We start from the raw sequence: 23,642 nt of genomic DNA, 5'->3' as shown, positions 1-23,642 counted from the left end.
TAAATAAAGGGAAAATATTCACGAAAAGGAAAGGGCAGTCGCCTCTGGCACGGATTGTGGCCAGTCATGGCAGTTCTTCACGGCGCCATTGGTGCGGACCTGTTCAAGCGCATCGGGGGAAAGGGTGGCAAATGCCCAGTCGGCAACATCCTTTCCACCTTCCGCGATGATCCCGTCATCGGGGAAGCCGCGGTCCATCGGGCCGTAAATTCCGGCCGTGCCCCTGTTTTCATCAAGGGTGGCAAGCCATGGCGCGGCCCCGACGGTGGGGGAGACCGCAACAAAGCACTGGTTTTCCAGCGCGCGGGCGCGTGCGGAAATGCGGACCCGGTTGAAACCGTGCATCGTGTCCGTGCAGGTCGGGACCAGCAGAAGCCATACCCCTGCCTCGATCTGGCTGCGCGCAAGGGCGGGGAATTCGGAATCATAGCATATGCTGGTCCCGATCCGGCCCCATGGGGTTTCAAAAAAGCCCGGTGGATTGCCGCTTTTCACATCCCAGCTTTCCGTCTCGAAGCGGGTCATGACATGCTTGTCCTGAAAGGCATGCCGCCCATCGGGCGCGATCAGCGGCGCGCGGTTGCGGATGCGCCCGGTGGAATCCGCCCACGGCAGCGTGCCGGGCATCAGCCACACATCATGCCTGCGCGCGGCACTGCACATGATGTGCAGGATTTCGCTGGCGTGCTCGCATACCGCGTGCAGTTCGCTCATGGCGTCGGACTGCGCCGTGGCGAAGGCCGCCGCCACCTCCATGCAGCTGTATTCCGGCAGCACGAGCAGGTCGGCCTTGCGCGCGCCTTCCGCCGTAACCCGGTCCAGATGGGCCGCGTAGTCATCCAGCGTGTTGCACTGTTCAACCTGCCATGAATGGGTGCCAAGGCGTAAGGAAACACTCATGCCGGAATTCTTTCAAGCAGTGCCGGGGGAATGTCCGGGCCATCAAGGGGTTTGATCCAGAAATCCAGATCATGGTCGCGTTCTTCCGGGCTGCCCGGTTCACGCCATGTAAAGGAGCATGACACGGCAGGCAGCGGAACAAAGCCACGCCTGCGCCAGAATTCATGCAGGGACGGGGCATTGGCAGGCCGCTGGGGATGGTCCGGCGCACGCCTGACCGCGCAGAAGACGGCAAACCCTGCGCCCATGCGCCGCGCCTGCTTTTCGCGTTCCATGAAGAAGCGCTTGCCCAGCCCATGCCCCCGCCATTGCGGCAGTACCACGGATTCACCAAAATAGAAGAACGGCTCCAGCGCCAGGCCGCGCCGGGCAAAGGGCGCCTGTATGGCCGGTGCCTCGTCCTTCAGGGGCAGGCAGGTCGACGCCCCCACGATCTCGGTGCCATGCCGGGCAATGATGATGGCGGTGCCAGGGCTGTTTACATAGGGGGCCAGGTAGGCTTCCTCATAAACCGGGTCATCGCCGGCATAGAGGTAGGGCCATTCACGGAATACCGTAATACGCAGTCGCGCCAGGGCCGGTATGACGCTGGCGATCCCTGCCCCTGTCATGGTCTCAACAGTTAAGGACATTGCATTCCATAAAACGCGTGATGAAGAAAATTATGGCCGGATGCCGTCATGTCATCCTTGTCGGGGAGGGATGGGCAGGCGCGTGCACCATCCCGATGCGCCTGATGGCCCCGACCACATCCATTGTATGGAAAAGTGGCCGGGAGACAGCCCGGTCAAGGATACCCAACATGATGAAACTCCGGAAAAGGCAAGAGAGCCAAATAATACGGGCAGCAGGCGGATGCAACCAGGCCGGGCCACGCCAGGATCATATATTAGGGCCCGCAGGATTTGACAGTGGAATTGAAAATGGCGTCATCATGTTTTCAAATTACGACAGGCCGTGATGGAACGCTCCGGCATGATTGCCCCGATCCGGTCGTTTCTGTCCTGATACTAGCCCTTGAGTATGCCGGTCATCCCGTTGATGATGTCGCTACTGTCACACAGGCCGATGATTTCACCCCCGTCATGAATCAGCACCGGCATGTCGCTGCGCTGCTGCAGGATGGCCACGGTGTGCAGCGACGTGCCGGTGGGAACGCACTGCGTGACGCCGGGCCGGATCGTGCATTCCTGTGTGTCGGGCACCGCCATGTGCTGCTGGAGTTCGAGCAATGTGCCATCCATGCTCCGCAACTGCCCCGATACGTAGTCGAACCGGTAGAAGCCTGCCCTGTCAAGCAGGACAAAGCCGTCTTCCCCCTCGGTCAGGTCGGACAGCCTGCGCATGACGGACCGGGCGTTCATGACCGGCAGGGGATTCATGTGCTGTATGAATTCCCGCACATAGTCATTGACGGGACGGAAGAGGATATCATCGGGCGTGCCGGTCTGCACGATGCGGCCTTCGCGCATGATCGTGATCTGGTTGCCGATCTTCAGGGCTTCATCAATATCGTGGCTGACGAAGATGATCGTTTTCTTGAGCTGTTGCTGGATATTGAGCAGTTCATCCTGCAGCTTGCGCCGGATAAGCGGGTCCAGTGCGGAAAAGGGTTCGTCCATCAGCAGGATGTCGGCATCGGTGGCAAAGGCGCGCGCAAGCCCCACACGCTGCTGCATGCCACCCGACAGTTCGCTTATGCGCGCATCCGCCCAGCGTGACAGGCCGACCAGTTCCAGCTTTTCATCAACCATCTTCTGCCGGATCGATGGAACAACACCGCGCAGTTCCAGGCCCAGCCCCACATTGTCGCGTACCGTACGCCACGGCAGCAGGCCGAAATTCTGGAACACCATGGCAATGCGCGTCTTGCGGATGTCGCGCAGTGTCTCGTCATCGCAGTTCGCAAGATCGACATATGCGACCCCGTTGCCAATCTGTACTTCGCCCCGCACCGTCTTGTTCAGCCCGTTTGCGGCACGCAGCAGCGTGGATTTTCCCGAGCCCGAAAGCCCCATCAGGATACTGATCTCGCCGCGTTCGACGCTCAGGTTCGCATCCGCCACACCCACCGTGACCTGGGTTTCACGGGCAATTTCCTCACGCGTGCGGCCCTGGTCCAGCAGGGTCAGCGCACGGGCAAGGGCAGCCTTGTTTTTCTGACGATGGAAGAGAATGTCGACATGGCTGAAGGCAAGTGCCGTAGTCATCAAGAAGTTCCTTTTGCACGGCACAGCCGGTCCAGAATGATGGCGAGCAGAACAATCGCGAATCCGGATTCAAATCCTGTATCAACCTGCACGGTGTTGAGCGCGCGCACGACGGGAACGCCCAGTCCACCCGCGCCAACCAGTGCCGCGATCACCACCATGGACAGGCTGAGCATGATGCATTGCGTCAGGCCCGCGCGGATCATGGGCAGGGCGGATGGAATCTCGATCTTCCACAATAGCTGCCGGGGGGTGGTGCCAAAGGATTCTCCCGCTTCAAGCAGGGCGCGCGGCACGGATGCGATTCCCATTTCCGTCATCCTGATCGGTGCGGGAATGGCGAAGACAATGGTGGAAATCATGCCCGGAACCGTACCGAGGCCGAACAGGATCAGGGTCGGAATGAGGTACACGAAGGTGGGCAGCGTCTGCATGAGATCAAGTGCGGGATGGAGCAGGCGCGCAAGCCATGGGCGGTGGGCCGCGGCAATGCCCAGCGGCACCCCGATAAGCAGGCAGATCAGGGTGGAGAACAGCACGAGGGACAGGGTGCCCATCGTTTCCTGCCAGTACCCCTGGTTAATGATGAAAAGCAGCCCCAGCCCGACCAGGGTTGCAAGTCCGATCGAGCGGCGTGCCAGATAGGCACCCCCGGTAAAGAGCACAAGCATGAGCAGCGGCGGAATGCTGAGCAGCAGGTCCGTCAGGCCATCGGCGAAATACCCGATGACATCACTGACCGAGTTGAAGAAGAACATGCCATGCTTGCGTACAAAATCGACAAGATGCGCCATGACCGCGCCAACCGGTAGCTTGTGCGATGTAATCCAGAGTTCCAGATTTTTCATGATGACGGGTCTGTCCTTAATGAATGCCCAGATGGTTGCGCACGGCGTCCAGTGGCGGCTGTCCGTCAAACGTCGTGACATCTTTCAGCCAGGGCCCGAAAACGTCGGGATGGGTGCGCAACCAGTCCCGTGCTTCCCTGCGTGGCGGGATGTGGTCGTCCTGTACCGCCTTCATCAGGATGTTCTCGTCCTGGACCGAGAACCGGATCTGGCTGAGGAAGCGGTAGGCATTCGGGCATGCGGTTTCATAACTGGCGCGGGTGACGGTATCGACATACGCCCCGGCCCCGAAAATACGTTCCCCACCGGTCAGGTAGGTAATCCTGTAGTCTATGTTCATCGGGTGGGGTTCCCACGCCAGGAACACGATCGGGCGATGGCTGTCGATCGAGCGTGACACCTGGCTGAGCATGCCCTGTTCGCTGCTTTCGACCAGACGGAAGTGCTGCAGCCCGAAATCGTTGTTCTTGATCATCTTCAGGATCATGGCGTTACCGTCATTTCCGGATTCAAGGCCGTAGATGACACGATGGAGCTTCGGCCCCCATGCCTCGATGTCCTTGAAGTCGCGCAGGCCCTGTGCTGCGACATAGTCCGGCACGCCAAGGGTGAAATGGCCACCGCTCAGGTTGACCGCAATCTGCTTTACGCTGCCATCCTTCAGGTAGGGGGCGATGGCTGTAACACCCGTGGGGTTCCAGTTGCTCAGGAAGGCGTCGATCTGTCCGGATTTCATGCTGAGATAGGCGACACTCAGCGTGACCATGGGGGTTGTGGTGGCATATCCCAGTGCATCGAACATCTCCGCCGCCACGGCTGTCACGGCAGAGGCATCGGTCCATCCCACATCGGCCAGCCGGACCGTGTGGCAGGCCGCCGGGTCAGCAGCCCGTGCGGCGGAAGGTAATCCGAGCGCAAGAAACAGTACAAGAAAAAGGCGGCGCATGACAGACGGCGTATCCTTTACTGGAAAAACCGGGCGGAAATTTATTCTGCATAAGAAACTTACAGGAGCGCAAGGCCAAACAGGCCCGGTTCGGGAGATAATTTAAATTGCTGAATTTGTGACTGAATTTCGGAAGTGCATGACTTTATCATGCAGCATGATGTCGGATGTAAACAAATGCTCAGGAATGATTTTGTGTCAGATAAATGGTTTCAACAAAAAAACGAAATCCCATCCATGGTGGCCTTGCAGCCCCCACGAATGGGATGAAAACCGGCTTCAGGTTACGGCATGGCCGATCAGGGCATCATTCGTGATGGGCGACCGTGGGGAAGCGCGCGCGTTTTTCCAGAACCTCGAGGTCCATGTGGCTGCGGATATACATCGACGATGCATCACGGTCGGGCTGGTGGTCCCATGGTGACTGCTGGCCCTTTGCCAGCGCCCTTGCCACGAAGCTCCGTCGTTCCTGGCTGGCCAGTACCGCTTCATGAAGCGCGGGAATATCCCACTCGCGCGCGACCTCCGCACGGAACTGCTCCGTCAGGGCGGCGTGTTCCGGCAGTGCCGCCAGGTTGTTCAGTTCGTAGGGGTCCTGCTTCAGGTCATACAGCTGGTCCGGGTCCGCGGGGCAGTGGATGAATTTGTACTGCCCACGCCGGATCATGACCATGGGGGCCACGGCGCCTTCCGCCGTGTATTCACCATACACGCCATCGGTCCCGCCTTCCCCCATGCAGTGGGGCAGCAGGGAATGGCCATCAAGGAAGCGGGTGGGCGCCTGTTCCTTCCAGTCAGGGGATGCGACGGACGCCAGGGTCGGCAGCAGGTCAACAAGAGAGACACATTCGGACACCCGGTGCGGGGCAAAGCGGCCGGGTGCGCTGATCAGCAGCGGAATGCGGCATGCGTCCTCATGGAAGCTCATCTTGTACCACATGCCGCGTTCGCCCAGCATCTCGCCATGATCGGCCATGACAATGACGATGGTATTCTCCGCAAAGCCCGTTGCCTCCAGCGTATCAAGCAGGATGCCGAACTGGTGGTCGACAAAGGAACAGGCACCATAATAGGCCCGGCGCGCCGTCTTGACCTGTGCGGGTGTCGGTTGCAGCAGTTCCGCGCCGTTCACGTGACGGAGCCGTTTTGCATGCGGGTCCGTACCTGGTGGTTCAGGCACGACCGGGTCATCGATTTCCTCATCGGTGTACAGGCTCCACCACGGGTCGGGAATGGTGAAGGGATCGTGTGGATGGGTCAGGGAGACGACCATTGCAAACGGGCGCTGTCCCGGTTCGCGTGCCATGTCGAACAGCTTCTGGCGGGCGTTGAAGACCACTTCCTCGTCAAAATCCAGCTGGTTCGTCCGGACACATTTGCCAGCTTCGGTGACTGAATGCATGGTGTGGTACCATTCCAGTCGCTCATCAAAGCGCGTCCAGTCCGGCGTCCAGTTGTAATCGGCGGGATAGATGTCGGTTGTCAGGCGCTTTTCAAAACCATGAAGCTGGTCGGGGCCGCAGAAATGCATCTTGCCCGACAGGATTGTCTCATACCCAAAGGTGCGCAGGTAATGGGCGAAGGTCGGGGTCTGGGAAGAGAATTCGGCTGCGTTGTCAAACGCGCCGATATGCGTTGCCAGCTGCCCGGACATGAAAACCGAGCGCGAGGGCGCGCACAGGGGAAAATTGCAGTAGGCATTTTCAAAAATGACGGAACGGTCCGCCAGACGGTTCAGGTTTGGCGTTTTTGCAACCGTATTTCCATACGCAGGCAGAGCCGATGCCCTTAACTGATCCGCCATGAGGATCAGGATATTAGGCTGCTCGGTCATGAGAAATCCTTTTCAGTTACTGAATGATAAGTAAAACGGGTTAAACGGTAGCGGGTCATGATGCGCGCGGGATCATGCAAGGTCACGTGGACAGCTTCGTGTCCATTGCCGCTGCATGATCCGTTTCCCGTTCAGCCATGCCTCGAAACTTTCGGTGCCATGGAATGATGTGGAATCACAGGAGACCACGATATTGGCCCGCAGCATGACTTTCTGCCCCTTGTGGACATAGATGCTGCTGCATTCGGATTCCATTACGGCGCTGCCGGGATCGTCCTCACGTATGACACGGCGGGCATAGGTTGCGTCGCCCATCAATGTTGTCAGGCCCGGAACCGGCCTGACCTGTGGCTGGCGGGAGCCGTATTCCAGCGTGAAGGTCCGTTGCCCCTCCGGCCCGGAAATCCGTACGTCATGCAGGCTGTCATGGTAGGGGGCCGGCGGCAGGCCATGGTGGTCGTAGCGCTCGGCCAGTACGGTAAAGGGCAGGGGCGGCGTTTCACGGTCCGGGGCAAGCGGCAGTTCGACCGAGGAATGTCGTGGCATGATCCGCAGCGTTACCATGCGGGGTGAAGGCCACGTAACCGGCCACCAGCTTTCGCTCAGCGCCACGCGCAGCCTGCTGCCGGGTGCGAAGCGGTAGCACGCGAACAGTCCCTTCAGGCAGACATCATATTCCTGCCCCGGAACAAGGGGGGATGGCTCGCTGTCGCTGTCACGATGGGTCAGGTTGAGTATGGCGTTGCTGACCGGGCGGGACGAGCCATCGGGCATGACTTCGTTCAGCCGGACGAACAGCTTGGCAACGGGCTCGCTGGAACTGACCCTTATGCGGAAGACAGGCTGCCCCATAAGGTCAAGGGCGGTCTCGAGTGGCGGCGTATCCAGCACCAGGCTCTGCGCATCATCACGGGACTGGTCGCGCCACCATGAATCCGGGTCCCCGGTAATATAGGTCGTGGGGGTCGAGAAACCGGTCGTAAGATTCGTGCGCAGGACGAGCGGACTGCCGTGGTGGGGTTCGCGCTTCAGCCCGTCGGACGAGAAATGGAACACGCGTGCCCTGTGGTGCCGTGGCGGCCATGTCTGGCTGCTGGTCCACTGGCCGGGCGTATCCTGCGGGAAGAACAGGCCGGGTGGCGCATCTTCGCGGAAGGCCCACAGGGCGGGGCCGTCCATGATTCCGTTTTCTTCCCCCATCAGCCAGTGGCGCCACCACCGGGCTTCAACGGGCAGCCAGTCGATGCCGGGGCCGGGAATCCCGTTGGCGACAAAGGCCGGTGCCCCGGTATGGCCCGGCGGGTCGGGGTAGCCCGGCCATTTATGGGTCCATGGCCCGATCAGCGCCTTTTGCGGCACATGGGGCGCAAGCTCCATGAGGCGCGGCCCGGAATTGACGTACGAGTCCAGCATGCCGCCAACATGGAAGATGGCGCACCGGATCGCGCTGTAATCCTGGATGGAGCCATAGGTCCATTTCTGGTCCTTGCGCTGGTGCGCCATCCACGACAGGCCGACAGGTGCCACCGCATCCAGTCGTTCCTGCCACAACGCGCGCCATTGCCCGGCCCCCACAATCTCGGGATCGGGGGCCGCGCGCATGATGACCTGCCATTCCATGCCCCAGTCCAGCTGGCTCTGGACCATGCATCCGCCACGATAGTGGATGTCGTCCAGATAGCGCTGTTCCGTCCCGCAGGCGGATACGATGGCCTTCAGCGCGGGATAGCCCTTTTCAGCCGCCTGCAGGCCGTTGAAGGACCCGTAGGAAATGCCCCGCATGCCGACATGGCCGTTGCACCATGGCTGCGCCACAAGCCAGTCGATCACGTGGCGCAGGTCATCCTGTTCGGGCGGGTTGTATTCGTCATCAATGATGCCTTCGGAATCACCGGTGCCGCGGATATCTATGCGGATCAGCCCGATGCCGCGGCTGGCCAGTCCCGGTCCGGCAATATCATCACGGTACCGGTAGGCATCGCGCTTGCGATAGGGGAGATATTCGATGACGACCCCCGTAGGGGTCGCCTGCTGGCCTGGTGGCAGGAACAGCCTTGCGGCCAGTCGTCTGCCATCGGGCATGGGAATCCATATGTTTTCGGTTACATGGACCCCTGATGTATCGGGCGATGGTGCCGCGAATGTTGCAGAGCAGTTGGTCGTGACCAGTTCCAGCCCCAGGCAGGTGCCGGAAAGAAGTTCCATGAACCGTCGGCGTCTTATCATGTTTTCTGACTACTCTGCATGCATTACTTTAACGAAATGAAATGACGGAAACGGGTCTGTCCTAGAATTCCGCCTTGACCGAACCAAAGAACTGACGGGGCGCGCCGACCAGGAAGGACTGGTAGTCACCTGTCATCGGGTTGCCGTTCTCACCTGTTGTGGCGATATATTTCTGGTTGGCAAGGTTATAGATATCAAAAGAGAAAGTCAGGTTCTTCACAAAGTCGAGACGGCGGTTGAAGCGCCCGAAATTCTCCATGCGGTAGCGCAGGCCCAGTGTTTCGATCCAGTAGCCCGGAACACGCATGTCACCGGTATAGCTGAAGTTGCGCTGGCCCATGTACTGGGTGTCGACATGCATATCCACGCCCTTGTACATATAGGAGATGCTGCCTTTGTACATGAAGCGCGGGTAGTTGACGATCTGCTGGCCATGGGTGTGGTAGACGGTCCCTTCGGATATGACGTTATCCGCATAGGTCGCGTGGTTGTAGCTTATGCTGTTATAGATCGACAGGTTCCTGATCGGCCGCAATGTCAGTCCCGCATCCACGCCGTTCATGTTGACCGTGCCGACATTGGCCACGGTTGAAATCGGGTTGACGATCGTGCCTGACGTGATCTGCTGCAGGCGGTTGTGGAAATCGGTGTGATAGACAAACAGCGATGCCAGGATCAGCTTGTCGGAATACCGGTAGCCGACAGCGTAGTTCCAGTCCGTTTCCGGCTTCAGGCCCCCGCTCTGCTGGATCTGGTTATACGCGGTCTGGCTGACGGCAAAGGGGGACGCACCTTCCTTGAAGCCGGAAATCGGGTAGGCTTTTACGTTTTCGGCAACGTCGAAGAACAGTTCATGATGTTTCAGGAAATGCCAGTCCGCGCTGATATGCGGCAGGAAGGCCTTGGCGGTCGTGACACTGCCGGATGCAAGCGCACCCACGCCGGTATAGGATTCCAGGTTGTCTGTTTCCCCGCCCCGGACGGTTTCCAGCAGTGACTTGAAGCCGAAATGCACCGAAAGGTTCGAAATCGGGTGATAGGTATCCTGAACAAAGGCGGTAAAGCTGTTGGAATTGATGCTCTGCCCCCACAGTGATTCAAACGGGGAGGGCAGGGAACCCAGCACGTTGAACGGAGAGCCCTGGCCCAGCACGGGTTCCGAATAGGCGTTACGCCCGATTGAGGTATGGTAGTTTTCATACCATACGCCCGCACTGATCTCGTTATGCGCGATGTTGTAATGCAGCGCAGAGGTAATGCCGTAGCGCTGATTATGGGTAACCGTGATCTGTTCGATCAGCGGCGCCCCGTCGGGCGAGGCCACATAGGGGTTGGCCCATGATCCACGGCCGTACTGGCCCTGGCCATACGCCACCGTTTTCCAGCGCAGGCGATGGGTCAGCGCAAAATCGAAATTGATCCCGCCCAGATAGTCACGTTCCACCGTCGCGCCATCATAATAGGATGCATCCCACGGGTCGGACATCTTGGAATAGCTTGCGGGCAGCTTGCCCCCCGGCAGACCGTTCAGTGACAGTGCCGAACGGTAGGCCTTGGCATAGGCGTTTGGCGTGCCAATGAAGTTGTCGATGTTGTAGCCACCGTTCTGGAGCATGTCGAAGGACATGTCCTGATAGTTGTACAGATCCTTGTCCGACCAGTCGAACAGGGCGGAAATCGAGCTTTCATGCCCGATCGGCTGCACGAGCTTGGCGTTGACCTGCTGGGCGAACTGGTTGCCGCCGCCTTTCCACTTTTCCATGTCGTTGCGCATGTAGGACATGTAGAAGCGGGTGCCCGTCTTGTTCAGGTCGCCGCTATCCGCGCGGATGAAGGTATGGTACGTGGCGTTGCTGCCAAATGTCTGGGATGTGGTCAGGTGGCGCTTGTGGGTCGGGTCGCTGGAAAAGTATTCCACGGCGCCACCCAGGTTGCTGGTGCTGGCCACGTGTTCGGCGCCCGCGCTCATGGAGACATCCATGCGCCCGACGTTTTCCGATGAAATGGCGGCTGTCGTGTTCAGGCCATTGGCGGAATGGAATTCCTGGTCACCCAGCGGAATGCCGTCAAGCGTCATGCCGATCTGGTTCTGCAGGAAGCCATGCATGTAGAACTGGTTTGACCAGGTATCCATGCCCTGCGGGTCATCGGACTGGAACATGATGCCCGGCTGGGTGGCCAGGACCTTCTGCGGGTTGGTGCCCGGCACGGATCGCGACAGCATTTCCGATGTTATGGTCTGGACACTGCCGTGGTCATGGTGGCGCGCGACGCTCACGCTGAGCGTTTCCGCCGCACTGCGGCGCGGCGCGGACGCGCTGGTGGCGGATGCCTGGTGCGCGGTCGATGTGGGTGTGCTTTTTCCACCTGTGCGCTTTGAACCGATAGAGGGTGTTGTGACACTCGCCGCCAGCGCGCCCTGCGCGCAGGACAGGAACAGGGCGGACAGGAGTGTACAACGAAGAACAGACCATAATTGCATTTAGTCAGACTCCTACACTTGAAAACATATGTAGAGACATGGTCTGGCTGCATTTCCTGGGTTGCGGTTTATCGGGAACGCTTCCTAATTCCGTCTGCTTACCCCAAAATGAATACCAAATTATTGTCTTGATGTGTATTCGGGAAGATACAATTCCCAAGATACTTGCTAGTTTCTTACAGGAAGTGATTTTTTAGCCCGGTATTACGATAGGATACGACACGCTTCGATGCGGCCATAATTACTGCGACATCCGATTGAAAATATTCGACAGCACTTCTTAATTAATGAAAACATTGCCAATTTGTCAAAATTATTGTTTTGGACCATATGCACCATATAGCGGAATTCACCATCTCCATAGGCTGATTTCAGAAATTCATAAAATGTTTGTTACCAGAAACGAATGGCGAAACCCGAATCCGTTTCGTGACCGTACCATGATTGCGGAAGGATAAATGGGCCTATGATGTGAAGTCCGGTGCCGCCGGTGTCCGGTCACGTGGTCGTGCTGCGGCCCTGGTGGCTTCGGGACGTTATTTGGCCGCAATATTTCCACCGGTCAGGACATGATCCGTCCGATAGAGGGATCGCTGCGGCTGGGGCGGCCTGTTTCCATATGTCCGGCCAGCCGCCAGCAGGCACGCGGGTGGGTATTGCAGGTGACGTGCAGGTCGTACCAGTGGTCGGATACGGTGATGTTCCATTCCCCCCGGGCGCGGGACCGGGATGGCACCGGAATATCGCATGCAGCTACGCCGTCATGGGAGTCCATGCGGACATGCACGGTCATGGCGGTGGGGGACCGGTTGTGGAAAGACAGGGCAATGCAGCCCGACTGGGGATGATAGTGTTCATGCACCTGTAGTGCCGGAGCGGATTCCAGCCTGAATTCCCGCAGGAACCCATTCGGACCCTGTACGATGACGGGTCCGGCCGGGATACTGCCCGTTGCCGTCATGCCGGATGCGGCGGCGATGGTGTAATGTCGTGGTCCCTGCGGTTCCCCCCAGTCTACGCGCAGTACGACACCGGCCGTACCCGTGTTGCTGAATGCCAGATGGATATCCGTCCCCACGACCTGTGCGCTGGCGGTCATGCGATAGGGCAGGGCACGCGCCGGGCGTTGTCCGGGTTCCTGCACGGGCATGGACTGCCGTTCCGGAACACGGGGTGGCGCCAGCATGCAGGCACGATGGGTATCGGCAAGGTAGGTGGTAGTATCTGGCAGGTCCGCAGCCAGGGGCTGTGGTTCAACGCTGAAATCGAACAGGGATGTCAGGTCGCCGCACACGCTGCGCCGCCATGGCGTGATGTTGGGTTCATGCACGCCAAAGCGTTTTTCCAGAAAGCGGATGACCGATGTATGGTCAAACACCTCGGAACATACCCATCCGCCCTTGCTCCATGGAGAAATGGCAAGAAGGGGAACACGCGGGCCAAGCCCGACCGGCACGCCGAAATAACTCTCGCCCCGGGTTGAGACGTTGGAGGCCCCCTGTGCCGGATCCAGCGCGGGAACAGGGGCGGGGACATGATCGAAAAAGCCGTCGTTTTCATCATAGTTCAGGATGAAAACGGTTCTGGCCCAGGTTTCGGGATGGCGGACGAATATGTCCATCATGCGCGAAATCAGGAATTCCCCATAACCCGGTGGGGCATCGGGGTGTTCGGTCAGGGCCGTGGGTGCCACGATCCATGATACCTGTGGCAGTCTGCCCCCGGCAATGTCACGTTCGAATTCCGCCAGCAGGAAACGCCCTTCGGATTGCGCCGCATTCCGTGCGGTGGAGCCCGGCGCGATCGACCGTGCGCGTGCCCACCGGGTGGATGAACGGTCCAGATTGCGGAACCGGGCAAAATAGGCCAGCGCATTGTCCCCGAAGTTGTCGTATTCCTGATAGAGTTTCCAGCTTATGCCATGGCGGAGCAGGCGGTCGGCATAGGTGTTCCAGCGATAGGCACGGAAACGGGGGTCGTCATGCGCCATTTCGCCGGTCCAGTTGCCGTCATCGATGTTGGCCACGGCCTGCTGCGCGTTATCGCCGACCGCAAGGCCGCTGGTGCCGGAAAACAGGAACAGCCGGTTGGGGTTTGTGGGTCCGAACAGGGAGGCATGGTAGCTGTCGCCAATGGTGAAGGCATCCGCCAGGGCGTGGTAATAGGGAATGTCTTCGCGCGTGAAGTATCCCATCGTCATTTCGGTCTTGTGCGGGACCCAGCAGTCCCATCTGTTCCATGCCTGCTGGCTGCCTTTCCAGTCATGGTTGAGGCTGGGCAGGCATTCCGCACCCGTTTCGTGTGTATTGAAGCGGAAGGGCAGGACCGTCCGCCCCGGCCCGGCGGGCTGTTCAAACACCGATGCGCCACCGGGCAGGGTTATGGCACGTGGGTCCGAATAGCCGCGTACCCCGCGCAGGGTTCCGAAATAATGGTCGAACGAGCGGTTTTCCTGCATCAGGATCACCACATGTTTCACGTCGGTGATCGTGCCCGATACGGAGCGTGCCGGAATGGCCAGCGCGCGCCGCACGTTTTCAGGCAGCGTGGCCGCCGCAAGTGCCGCCGTGCCATATTGCAGGAACCGGCGCCGGCCCGTCACGGATGATCGTGTCATGAACGTGTATCCCGCATGGATGCTGACATGGGTCTTACGCCCCCTAGCTATGGCATCTGTCCGGATCAGGTTAAAGTATCAGGGACGCCACGGGATTGCATGCAGCCGACCCGTCAGCCTTATTTATGGGGATGGAGGGCGCGGACCACCATGCCGGCCGGGCCTTCATGATGTCCGGACAGGGTAAAAAACGTTTAACGATATTGACGGATGCCGCCATCCGGTGGGTAGAATATGTTACGGTTCCGTATCCAGCGGAATGCGCCATGTCGCGCTGGCCTGTCCCGACATGTCCCGGACTGCCGTACCGATTGCCGTGGCCGTACCATGTGATGCGGGAATGGGCAGGGCCGTGCGGCGACCACCATGCCGGGGGGCGGACGTCCCGGCGGGTGGCCCGCGGGCGTGATGGCGGGTGCATTCCTTTTCCATACCCTGAAAGGCAGCGATCATGATCATTTTCTGGCCGGGGGCTGCATGGGGGGATTAGGCGCCGGGTCGGGCCGTAATTGGCGGCGGCAGGAAATACTGGGTCATCCCGCTGGCCTGTTCGTGCTGACCCAGGTGGAGATGTGGGAGCGGTTTTCCTTTTATGGCATGCGGGCGCTTCTTGTCCTCTACATGGGCAGCGTGCTGTTCCGGCCCGGCCATGGCACCGTTTTCGGCCTGAACGCGTTCTGCCGCCTGCTGCATCTCGATCCCCACGCCGCTGACATGTCCATTGTCATGTCGCAGGTCTATGGGCTTTATTCGGGGTTCGTCTATTTCACCCCCCTTGTAGGCGGTTATCTTGCTGACCGGGGCATGGGCAAGTCACGGCTGATCATTGCCGGTGGCATTCTGATCGTGGCGGGCCACCTGCTTCTTCCGGTATCCGGTTTCTTTCTGGTGGCCCTTCTGCTCATCGCCATCGGGACCGGTGGCATAAAAGGTAATATCGCGGCACAGGTGGGCGATCTGTATGCCCCTGGTGACAGGCGGCGTGAGCGGGGTTTCTCCATTTTCTACATGGGTATCAATATCGGGGCGGCCCTTGCACCCGTGGTCTGTGCGGTTCTGGTTGCCCGTGCGGGGTGGGATGCCGCGTTCATGGCGACGTCTGTGGGCATGATATTCGGGGTGGTGCTGTATGTCGTGGGGGGGCATTTCTGGCTGCCCGCGCGCATGCTTCCCCCGCCGGATGCGCCCCCGGCGCCACAGGATGGGCCTGGCGGGCCACAAGGCAGGCATGCGGGCTGGCTGGTGGCGGGGCTTGCGCTGTCATGCGTGTTCATCTGGATAAGCTATGAACAGCAGGCCAACAGCATGATGCGCTGGATGGTGCCGGGCACGGCGGGTGTCGGCATGGTGTGGGTGCAGTCGGTGCCGCCGCTTGTCGTGCTGCTGGGCACCCCCGCCCTGATGGCGGTATGGCGCATGCAGGCACGCCGGGTGTGCGAACCGTCCGCCATGCGCAAGATGACGACCGGCATGCTGATCATCCTCTCATCCCAGATTTTTCTTGTCGTGCTTGCCATGGTGCTCAATCATCATGCGCCCGCAACGTGGACGATCGTGATGTACCTGGTGACCTGGGAAATCGGCGACCTGTATTTCAGTCCGGCCGCCATGGGGCTGTTTTCACGACAGGGGTCGTCCGTGCGCAATTCGGTGCCGATGGCGATATGGTACCTCACGATTTTCGCCGGTAACATCACAAGCGGATGGGTCGGCATGCTGTGGGGCCACCTTGCCCCCACGCCGTACTGGGCCACGGTGGCCGTGCTTACGGCCATGGGTGTTGCCGGTATTGCACTGTGCCGGAAATATATGTCTCCCGCACAGATGGGGACATGAGTAATTCATGGATTTTTACCGGAAGTAAAATGTAAAATATTTCTTTATAAAAGTAGTGGAGAAAGTAGTTGGCCACAACGGTAGAAGAACATATCTGGATCACGATGCGTGACGGATGCCGTCTGGGCGCACGGATATGGCTGCCCGATGATGCGGCGGACCATCCGGTGCCCGCCATCCTGGAATACATCCCCTATCGCAAGCGCGATGGAACGCGTGACCGGGATGAACCCATGCACAGCTATTTCGCCGCCTATGGTTACGCTGCCGTGCGTGTGGACATGCGCGGGTCGGGGGAATCGGATGGCCATCTTGCCGATGAATATCTCGGCCAGGAGCAGGATGACGCGCTTGAGGTCATAGAGTGGATTGCCGCCCGGCCATGGTGTTCGGGCCGCGTGGGCATGATGGGCAAGTCATGGGGCGGGTTCAATTCCCTTCAGGTCGCCGCGCGTCGCCCCCCCGCGCTGAAGGCCATCATTACCGTCTATTCCACCGATAACCGTTTTACGGATGATATCCACTACATGGGCGGCTGCCTGCTCAATGACAATCTGTGGTGGGGCAGCATCATGATGATGTTCCAGTCCCGCCCGCCGGATCCGGCCATCGTGGGCGCGGACTGGCGGCGCATCTGGCTGGAGCGCATGCGTACGCTGCCCTTTTTCCCGGCCATATGGATGCGGCACCAGAGCTATGACGCATACTGGCAGCATGGTTCGGTCTGCACGGATTACGGCAGCATAACCTGTCCCGTCCTGGCCGTGGGTGGCTGGGCCGACAGCTACACCAATACGGTGCCGCGACTGCTTGCCAGCCTTTCCGTCCCCACGCGCGGCATTATCGGCCCGTGGGGGCATATCTACCCGCAGGATGGCGTGCCCGGACCAGCCATCGGTTTCCTGCAGGAAGCCCTGCGCTGGTGGGACCAGTGGCTTAAGGATACGGATACGGGCGTGATGGATGATCCACCGTTGCGGGCCTGGCTGGAAGATCCGATACCCCCCGCCGCGACGCGGCCCGTCAGTGCGGGACGATGGGTGGGGGTAAACCCGGATGCGCTGGACGCGCAGGTGCTGTCGATCCGTTCCGATGGTCATCTGGGTGCGCCCGATGTGGCGGGAGAACAGGTCTGGCGCATCCGCTCCCCCCACAGCCAGGGGCGTACGGCGGGAGAATGGATGGGCGTTGGGTGCAAGGGGGAAATGCCCGTGGACCAGCGCCCCGATGATGGCGAGTCGCTGGTGTTCGAAACACTGCCGCTGGAAAGCGGGTACCGTGTGCTCGGGCAGCCGGAACTGCGCCTGGCCCTTGCGGCCGATGCGCCGGTGGCCCAGATCGTGGTGCGCCTGTCCGATGTCCTGCCCGACGGGCAGGTGGAGCGTGTCAGCTACCAGGTCTTCAACCTGACGCACCGCAACGGCCACGAACACCCCGAAGCCCTGGTGCCGGGTGAATGGTATGATGTCGCGATTTCCCTCAAGGCCTGCGGCCACAGGTTTCCAGCGGGCCACCGCATCCGCATCGCGATCGGCACCTGCTACTGGCCGCTGATCTGGCCCGCCCCCACGGCAGTGACCCTTTCGGTCCGCTCCGGCGGGCAGTTGCGCCTGCCCTGCCTGCCGGATGGGGACATGCCGGAGGTCGTTTTCCCGCCACCGGCCCACGGGCCTGCCACACCCGTGACCCAGCTTGCGCCGGGCAGCCTGCAGCGCTTCAGCCAGCAGGACTATGTCAATGATGTCATGACCTACGTGACCGACGCCGCAGGCGGGGTCTTTGGCACCGGCGTCGTGCGTTTTGACGAGACCGACACCACGGTCAGCCACGATATGCGCCGTGAACTGAGCATACGCGATGATGATCCGCTTTCCGCGCGTTATGTCCTGACCCAGTCCTATGAACTGGAGCGGCCGGGCAGCCATGTTAAATTGCGGCTGAGAACGGAAATGACATCGGATACGGAGCACTTCCATATCGCCTCCACGCTGGAAGCCTCGGAAAAGGATGAGAACGTGCTGACGCAGGAATGGGCCGAATCGATACCCCGCAACCTGCTGTAACCATGTCAGGGCATCCGGCCCTGATGCCCGCGCCGGAATGCGTCTGGCACACAGCGTGTTCCGGCCGGGACACCCGGTGGGCGGGGTGCCGTGGCGGCGGCAGGCCGGTCTTTGATACGCCGGCGACGGGATGCAATAAAGTCGTTGCGGCATAACAATGTGTCGCCTCCACGCATAAGGGGTGGCGTGATTGGAATAATAATGTTCACAGCACAGATGTGCACTCTCTCAGGAAAGGTCCTCCGTGATGGCCAATGACAGCGTGGTATCGGTCAGGGAACTGGTGGCGCGGCGCAAGCCTGGTTTTTCCCTGGAAGCGCCATTTTATACCAGTCCGGAGATCTTCCGGACGGATATGAAAGAGATCTTTGGCCGCCACTGGATCTATGTCGGTGTCGAACCCGACGTGGCCGAGGAAGGCGACGCCATGGTGGTCAACATCGGGCCATCCTCGGTCATCATCCTGCGCGATGACGCGGGTGAAGTGCGGGCATACCACAACGTATGCCGCCACCGTGGCGCGCGGATGATCCCCGAAGGCAAGACGATCATCGGCAACATCGTCTGTCCCTATCATTCATGGACATACGACCTGGATGGCAACCTGAAATTCGCCGAGCACATGGCCCCCGATTTCGATCGTGGCTGCCATGGTCTGAAGCCGGTGCACCTGCGTTCGGTCGGTGGGCTGCTCTTCATCTGCCTGGCTGAGGAAGCGCCAGCCGATATCGAGGACATGGCGGCCATCATGGAGCCGTACCTGGCACCGCATGACATCCGCAATACCCGCGTCGCCCACCAGGCCGATCTGATCGAGAACGGCAACTGGAAGCTGGTGATGGAAAACAACCGCGAATGTTATCATTGCGGCCCCAACCATCCGGAACTGACCGTCCCGCTTTTTGCATACGGCTTTGGCTTTGCCCCCGAATCGCTTGATGAGGAAGGGCGCGTCGAGGCCGAGCGCTACGAGCAACTGCGCCATGCGTCCTGCGCCCGATGGGAAGCGGCGGGCCTGCCCTCGGCCGAGGTGGAGCACCTGGCCGACCGCGTGACCGGCTTCCGCACGGAGCGCCTGCCCATCGACCGTAGCGGTGAAAGCCAGACGATGGACACCCGTGCCGCCTGCCGCCTGCCGCTCGGCACGATCAGCGATGCCGCGTCGGGTGGCCTGTCATTCTGGACGCAGCCGAACTCATGGCATCATTTCATGGGTGACCATATCGTGACCTTCTCCGCCATTCCCATTGACGAAGGCCACACCCTCGTCCGCACCAAATGGCTGGTCAACAAGGATGCGGTTGAAGGCGTCGATTATGATCTTGCGAAACTGACCGATGTGTGGAACGCCACGAACCAGCAGGATGCCGACCTGGTTGCCATCGCCCAGGAAGGCGCCATGGATCCGGCCTACCAGCCCGGCCCGTATTCGCCGTATACCGAAGGGCTGGTCGAGAAATTCATAACCTGGTACCTTTCGCGCGTTTCGCAGGGCGCGGAATGAGCGGAGTTAGCGCCTTATGTCCGAAATGATTGCCCACCCCCCCAAGGACCCGGTTCCGTTCTGGGACCCGGAACGTGATGAAGTGCTGGTGTGCCGGCAGGTCCGTGACGAAACGCATGATGTGCGGACCTTCGTGTTCACCGCGCCGCAGCCGCGCCTGTTCTCCTACGCGCCCGGTCAGTTCATGACCCTGACGGTGATGATCGACGGGCAGGAGGTCAATCGCTGCTACACCATTTCATCCAGCCCCACGCGGCCCGACAAGCTTGAGATCACGATCAAGCGCGTACCGGGTGGGCAGGTATCGAACTGGCTGCATGACAACCTGCGTCCGGGGATGGAAGTCCGCGCGCTGGGCCCGATGGGTGATTTTACCTGTGGTCCCACACCCGCGCGCAAACTGCTGTTCCTGTCGGGCGGGAGTGGCATCACCCCCATGATGTCCATGTCCCGTGCCCTGTGTGACACGATGGTCGGCGCGGACATCCTGTTCGTCCATGCGGCCCGCAGCCCGCAGGACCGTATCTTCCGCCACGAACTGGCCGTGCTGGAGCAGGTCAACCCTGACTTCCGCGTCGTGACGCTGTGCGAGCATGACAGCCCCGCCGCGCGATGGGATGGCTATCGTGGCCGCCTGTCAGCCGCGGCACTTGAACTGGCCGTGCCCGATTTCCGTGAGCGTGAGGTCTTCTGCTGCGGTCCGGCACCGTTCATGGCGGCGGTAAGGGATATCCTGCGTGATGGCGGGTTCGACATGGCCCGCCATCATGAGGAAAGTTTCGATTTCGGCACGCTGGTCGCGCAGGAACCTGAAATCATCCAGGCCATGGACGAACTGGAAGCCGCCCAGTTCAACGTGGCCTTTACCAAAAGCCAGCGTGAGATCAGTTGCGGCGCGGATACACCCGTGCTGTCGGCTGCGCGGGCGGCGGGCATGCGCCTGCCTGCCTCGTGTGCCAAGGGCATGTGCGGGACATGCAAATGCCGACTGGTGTCGGGCACTGTCGAGATGAAGCATGATGGCGGTATCCGCCAGCGCGAGATCGACCGGGGCATGATCCTGCTGTGCTGCGCGAAACCCACCAGCGATCTGGTCATCGAACGCTGACAATGGGCCGTCCGCTGGATCTTGCCGGATTGAGCCGTTTTGGCTTTCTGACACTTAACAGCTACTCGATGATTGCCGTCAGCAATGCGATCGAGGTCCTGCGCATGGCCAATCGCGTAACACGGGAAAACGCATATGAATGGGATATCCTGACCCAGAGCGGGGAACCCGCGGTCGCCAGCAACGGTCTCATGCTGTATCCCACCGTAGCGCCCGACAAGGACAGGGCGTACGATATCATCTTCGTATGCGGGGGGATCAACGTGCGCGCCGCGAGTTCGTCCTCGCTACGCAATTTCCTGCGGGTGCAGGCCCGTCAGGATGTTGTTCTGGGCGCATTGTGCACCGGTACCTTCACCCTGGCCGAAGCCGGATTGCTGAGGGGCTACAGATGCGCCATCCACTGGGAAAACCTCTCGGCCATCCGCGAGGAATTTCCTGAAATAGACATTACGGACGACATGTTCGTGATCGACCGTGACCGGCTGACCTGTACCGGCGGTTCGGTCCCGCTGGACATGATGCTGCGCATTGTCGCCGCCCGCTTCCGGCGGGAACATGTGCAGGCCGTGGCGGCACAGTTCATACTGGAGCGCAACCGTACCGGCAGCGAGGCCCAGCCCGTCTTTCCCCTGGCGGATGCGCCGGCACCGCTCATGCGCGCGATGCGTCTGATCGAGCGTAATCTCGACCAGCCGCTGCGCATAAGTGGTATCGCGGCGGAAGCCGGGCTGTCCGTCCGCCAGCTTGAGCGCCTGTTCCGCCGCCATGCCGACTGTACGCCCGCCGTCTATCTGGTGGGCGTGCGGCTGGAACGCGCGCGACGCCTGCTGCAGCAGACCAGCATGTCGATCACCAATATCAGCCTGGCCTGCGGTTTTGTTTCCCCCGCCCATTTCAGTACCGCCTATCGCGGCCGTTTTGGCTGCGCCCCGCGTGATGAACGGCGGCTGCGACCGTCCACGGCACGGGTCAATACCTGTCTTTCCCTGTAACAAAGTAACGCTGGGTTATCTGAATGAACGCGAATGCCGAGGTACTGTTCAAGCCCTTACGCATAAAGAAGCTTGTGATCCGCAACCGGATCATGAGCACGAGCCATGCGCCGGGCTATGCCAAGGATGGCAAGCCCCAGGAACGTTACCAGCTTTATCATGCCGAAAAGGCGAAGGGTGGCATTGGCCTGACCATGTTTGGCGGTTCGTCATCCGTCGATTGTGACAGCCCGGCCACGCCATGGAACCAGGTCGCGGTCGCGGATGACAGCATCATCCCGTATTTCAGGCAGTTTTCGGACCGGGTGCACCAGCACGGCGCGGCCCTGATGATCCAGCTTACGCACATGGGGCGGCGCACCCGGTGGGATACGGATGAGTGGCTGCCGGTCATCGCGCCTTCGGTCGTGCGTGAGCAGGCATCGCGTTCCGTGCCCAAGGAAATGGAAATCGAGGATATCCGCCGGGTCGTACGCTCCTTTGCCGACGCGGCGCGCCGGTGCAAGGAAGGTGGGCTGGACGGGCTGGAGGTCTCGGGCGCGCACGGGCATCTGCTGGACCAGTTCTGGTCGCCCGCCGTCAACCACCGCACGGACGCATATGGCGGGTCGCTGGAAAACCGCATGCGCTTCGGTATCGAGATCCTGACCGCGATGCGTGAGGCCGTGGGCGATGATTATGTCATGGGCATGCGCATGTCCGGTGACGAACTGCTGAAGGACGGGATATCGCATGAGGATGCGATCACGATCGCTTCCGAATACGCGCGCCGGGGGCTGGTCGATTTCGTCAATATCCTTGGTGGTCAGGCGCGCGATGAAATGTCGCACGCGATCAGCCTGCCCAACATGTCCTTTCCGGTGGCGCCATTCCTGCATCTGGCCAGCGGGATCAGGCGTGAGGTGGACATCCCCGTCTTCCATGCCCAGCGCATCATGGATGTGGCCACCGCCGCCCGCGCCGTGGCCGAAGGCCACGTGGACATGGTGGCGATGACACGGGCGCACATTGCCGACCCGCATATCGCCAACAAGCTCGCGCAGGGGCGCGCGGACGATATCCGCCAGTGCGTGGGTGCGGGCTACTGCATCGACCGTATCTATGTCGGTGGGGATGCCCTGTGCCTGCAGAATGCGGCAACCGGGCGCGAGGCCACGATGCCGCATGACATTCCGCGCGCGGCAATAACCCGCCGGGTGGTCATTGTCGGCGCGGGTGTCGCGGGGCTGGAGGCCGCGCGGGTCTGCGCGCTGCGCGGGCATCATGTCGTGCTGTTCGAACAGGCGGCCGAAACCGGGGGGCAGGTCAATCTCGCGGCCCGCGCGGGCTGGCGCGAAGCCCTGTCGGGCATCGTGCGCTGGCTTGATGCGCAGGTGCGCAGGCTGGGGGTCGACCTGCGGCTGGAGACACAGGCTTCAGCGGAACTGATCGCCGCTGAAAAGCCCGATATCGTCATTATCGCAACCGGGGGTACGGCTTCAAAGGGTGATCGCCCCGGGGCGGATCTGGTCCATAGCGCGCGTGACGTGCTGGAAGGGCGCGTGGAACCCACCGGCAGCGTGCTGCTGTATGATGAAATGGGCCAGCATGCCGCAGCATCGGTGGCCGAAGCCATGGCCACGCGGGGCTGCCTGGTGGAAATGGCGACCGGTGACCGCCTGATCGCCCAGGAAGTCGGCACGACCAACCAGCCCATCCACCTGCGTGAACTCTACAGGCTGGGCGTGGTCATGTCGCCCAACATGGAACTGCAGGAAGTCTACCGTGAGGGGAACCGCGTGGTGGCCGTGCTGCGCAATACGATGACCGATACGGAAGAAGAACGTGTCGTGGACCACGTCATTGTGGAATATGGCACGCTCCCGCGTGATGAAGTGTATTTCTCCCTCAAGGAAAAGGCATCCAATCACGGCCAGACCGACCTGCCGGCGCTGCTGGCGGGAGAGTGCCAGCCCGTCCTGGCCGAAGGACAGGAAGGTTATGCACTGTTCCGCATTGGTGATGCGGTGGCGGGACGCAACATCCATGCCGCACTGTATGACGCCCTGCGCCTGTGCAAGGATCTGTAGTTCC

16 protein-coding genes are annotated in these 23,642 nt (G+C 60.6%); 6 read left to right on the top strand and 10 right to left on the bottom strand.

Annotation, left to right across the window (positions count from 1 at the left end):
- Window positions 1–18: 18 nt before the first annotated feature.
- The 10 genes from LDL32_RS10970 to LDL32_RS10925 form a co-directional block, all read right to left on the bottom strand.
- Complete coding sequence (locus tag LDL32_RS10970) at window positions 19–900, bottom strand: carbon-nitrogen hydrolase family protein (protein ID WP_233066834.1); 882 nt, start codon at window positions 898–900, stop codon at window positions 19–21.
- A complete protein-coding gene (locus tag LDL32_RS10965; protein ID WP_233066832.1) occupies window positions 897–1,532 on the bottom strand; it encodes a GNAT family N-acetyltransferase in 636 nt (211 codons plus the stop codon). The genes LDL32_RS10970 and LDL32_RS10965 overlap by 4 nt, the downstream gene beginning before the upstream one ends.
- A gap of 378 nt (window positions 1,533–1,910) precedes the next feature.
- Window positions 1,911–3,110, bottom strand: a complete 1,200-nt coding sequence (gene choV / locus LDL32_RS10960) for a choline ABC transporter ATP-binding protein (RefSeq protein WP_233066830.1) — start codon at window positions 3,108–3,110, stop codon at window positions 1,911–1,913.
- A complete protein-coding gene (gene choW, locus LDL32_RS10955; protein ID WP_233066828.1) occupies window positions 3,110–3,958 on the bottom strand; it encodes a choline ABC transporter permease subunit in 849 nt (282 codons plus the stop codon). Before choW ends, choV begins: the two co-directional genes overlap by 1 nt.
- Before the next feature lie 16 nt (window positions 3,959–3,974).
- Window positions 3,975–4,904 carry a glycine betaine ABC transporter substrate-binding protein gene (locus LDL32_RS10950; protein WP_233066826.1) on the bottom strand — a complete coding sequence of 310 codons (930 nt, stop codon included), beginning with the start codon at window positions 4,902–4,904 and terminating at the stop codon, window positions 3,975–3,977.
- A 307-nt stretch (window positions 4,905–5,211) separates the two neighbouring features.
- Window positions 5,212–6,738 carry a choline-sulfatase gene (betC, locus tag LDL32_RS10945; RefSeq protein WP_233066824.1) on the bottom strand — a complete coding sequence of 509 codons (1,527 nt, stop codon included), beginning with the start codon at window positions 6,736–6,738 and terminating at the stop codon, window positions 5,212–5,214.
- A gap of 72 nt (window positions 6,739–6,810) precedes the next feature.
- Window positions 6,811–8,943: a CocE/NonD family hydrolase gene (locus LDL32_RS10940; protein WP_233066823.1), complete on the bottom strand. Its 2,133-nt coding sequence runs from the start codon at window positions 8,941–8,943 to the stop codon at window positions 6,811–6,813.
- A gap of 82 nt (window positions 8,944–9,025) precedes the next feature.
- Window positions 9,026–11,446 carry a TonB-dependent receptor gene (locus tag LDL32_RS10935; protein ID WP_233066820.1) on the bottom strand — a complete coding sequence of 807 codons (2,421 nt, stop codon included), beginning with the start codon at window positions 11,444–11,446 and terminating at the stop codon, window positions 9,026–9,028.
- 562 nt (window positions 11,447–12,008) lie between these two features.
- Window positions 12,009–14,063: a phosphocholine-specific phospholipase C gene (locus LDL32_RS10930; RefSeq protein ID WP_233066817.1), complete on the bottom strand. Its 2,055-nt coding sequence runs from the start codon at window positions 14,061–14,063 to the stop codon at window positions 12,009–12,011.
- 237 nt (window positions 14,064–14,300) lie between these two features.
- Window positions 14,301–14,516, bottom strand: coding sequence for a hypothetical protein (locus LDL32_RS10925; protein WP_233066814.1), 216 nt, complete (start codon window positions 14,514–14,516; stop codon window positions 14,301–14,303).
- A 24-nt stretch (window positions 14,517–14,540) separates the two neighbouring features.
- Between LDL32_RS10925 and LDL32_RS10920 the strand changes: the two genes are divergently transcribed.
- The 6 genes from LDL32_RS10920 (at window position 14,541) to LDL32_RS10895 (ending at window position 23,638) form a co-directional block, all read left to right on the top strand.
- Window positions 14,541–15,899, top strand: a complete 1,359-nt coding sequence (locus LDL32_RS10920) for a peptide MFS transporter (protein WP_233066811.1) — start codon at window positions 14,541–14,543, stop codon at window positions 15,897–15,899.
- A 68-nt stretch (window positions 15,900–15,967) separates the two neighbouring features.
- On the top strand, window positions 15,968–17,962 hold the full coding sequence (locus LDL32_RS10915; RefSeq protein ID WP_233066809.1) for a CocE/NonD family hydrolase: 1,995 nt from the start codon (window positions 15,968–15,970) through the stop codon (window positions 17,960–17,962).
- A 247-nt stretch (window positions 17,963–18,209) separates the two neighbouring features.
- A complete protein-coding gene (locus LDL32_RS10910; protein ID WP_233066807.1) occupies window positions 18,210–19,466 on the top strand; it encodes an SRPBCC family protein in 1,257 nt (418 codons plus the stop codon).
- 16 nt (window positions 19,467–19,482) lie between these two features.
- The gene (locus LDL32_RS10905; RefSeq protein ID WP_233066805.1) at window positions 19,483–20,574 is read left to right on the top strand and encodes a hybrid-cluster NAD(P)-dependent oxidoreductase; all 1,092 of its coding nucleotides are present in this window, start codon (window positions 19,483–19,485) and stop codon (window positions 20,572–20,574) included.
- A 2-nt stretch (window positions 20,575–20,576) separates the two neighbouring features.
- On the top strand, window positions 20,577–21,569 hold the full coding sequence (locus tag LDL32_RS10900) for a GlxA family transcriptional regulator (protein WP_233066803.1): 993 nt from the start codon (window positions 20,577–20,579) through the stop codon (window positions 21,567–21,569).
- Between the two features lie 23 nt (window positions 21,570–21,592).
- Window positions 21,593–23,638, top strand: a complete 2,046-nt coding sequence (locus tag LDL32_RS10895) for an NADH:flavin oxidoreductase (RefSeq protein ID WP_233066802.1) — start codon at window positions 21,593–21,595, stop codon at window positions 23,636–23,638.
- Window positions 23,639–23,642: the final 4 nt, after the last annotated feature.

This window comes from Komagataeibacter sp. FNDCF1 (genome assembly GCF_021295335.1).
Lineage (GTDB): Bacteria > Pseudomonadota > Alphaproteobacteria > Acetobacterales > Acetobacteraceae > Komagataeibacter.
Note: the sequence above shows the minus strand (reverse complement) of the source record. Positions and strands in the feature narration are given on the sequence as shown.

Coding starts and splice junctions, on each gene's coding strand:
- LDL32_RS10970 (WP_233066834.1), bottom strand. CDS start 900: ATGAGTGTTTCCTTACGCCTTGGCACCCATTCATGGCAGGTTGAACAG.
- LDL32_RS10965 (WP_233066832.1), bottom strand. CDS start 1,532: ATGTCCTTAACTGTTGAGACCATGACAGGGGCAGGGATCGCCAGCGTC.
- choV (WP_233066830.1), bottom strand. CDS start 3,110: ATGACTACGGCACTTGCCTTCAGCCATGTCGACATTCTCTTCCATCGT.
- choW (WP_233066828.1), bottom strand. CDS start 3,958: ATGAAAAATCTGGAACTCTGGATTACATCGCACAAGCTACCGGTTGGC.
- LDL32_RS10950 (WP_233066826.1), bottom strand. CDS start 4,904: ATGCGCCGCCTTTTTCTTGTACTGTTTCTTGCGCTCGGATTACCTTCC.
- betC (WP_233066824.1), bottom strand. CDS start 6,738: ATGACCGAGCAGCCTAATATCCTGATCCTCATGGCGGATCAGTTAAGG.
- LDL32_RS10940 (WP_233066823.1), bottom strand. CDS start 8,943: ATGGAACTTCTTTCCGGCACCTGCCTGGGGCTGGAACTGGTCACGACC.
- LDL32_RS10935 (WP_233066820.1), bottom strand. CDS start 11,446: ATGCAATTATGGTCTGTTCTTCGTTGTACACTCCTGTCCGCCCTGTTC.
- LDL32_RS10930 (WP_233066817.1), bottom strand. CDS start 14,063: ATGACACGATCATCCGTGACGGGCCGGCGCCGGTTCCTGCAATATGGC.
- LDL32_RS10925 (WP_233066814.1), bottom strand. CDS start 14,516: ATGATCGCTGCCTTTCAGGGTATGGAAAAGGAATGCACCCGCCATCAC.
- LDL32_RS10920 (WP_233066811.1), top strand. CDS start 14,541: ATGGGGGGATTAGGCGCCGGGTCGGGCCGTAATTGGCGGCGGCAGGAA.
- LDL32_RS10910 (WP_233066807.1), top strand. CDS start 18,210: ATGGCCAATGACAGCGTGGTATCGGTCAGGGAACTGGTGGCGCGGCGC.
- LDL32_RS10905 (WP_233066805.1), top strand. CDS start 19,483: ATGTCCGAAATGATTGCCCACCCCCCCAAGGACCCGGTTCCGTTCTGG.
- LDL32_RS10900 (WP_233066803.1), top strand. CDS start 20,577: ATGGGCCGTCCGCTGGATCTTGCCGGATTGAGCCGTTTTGGCTTTCTG.
- LDL32_RS10895 (WP_233066802.1), top strand. CDS start 21,593: ATGAACGCGAATGCCGAGGTACTGTTCAAGCCCTTACGCATAAAGAAG.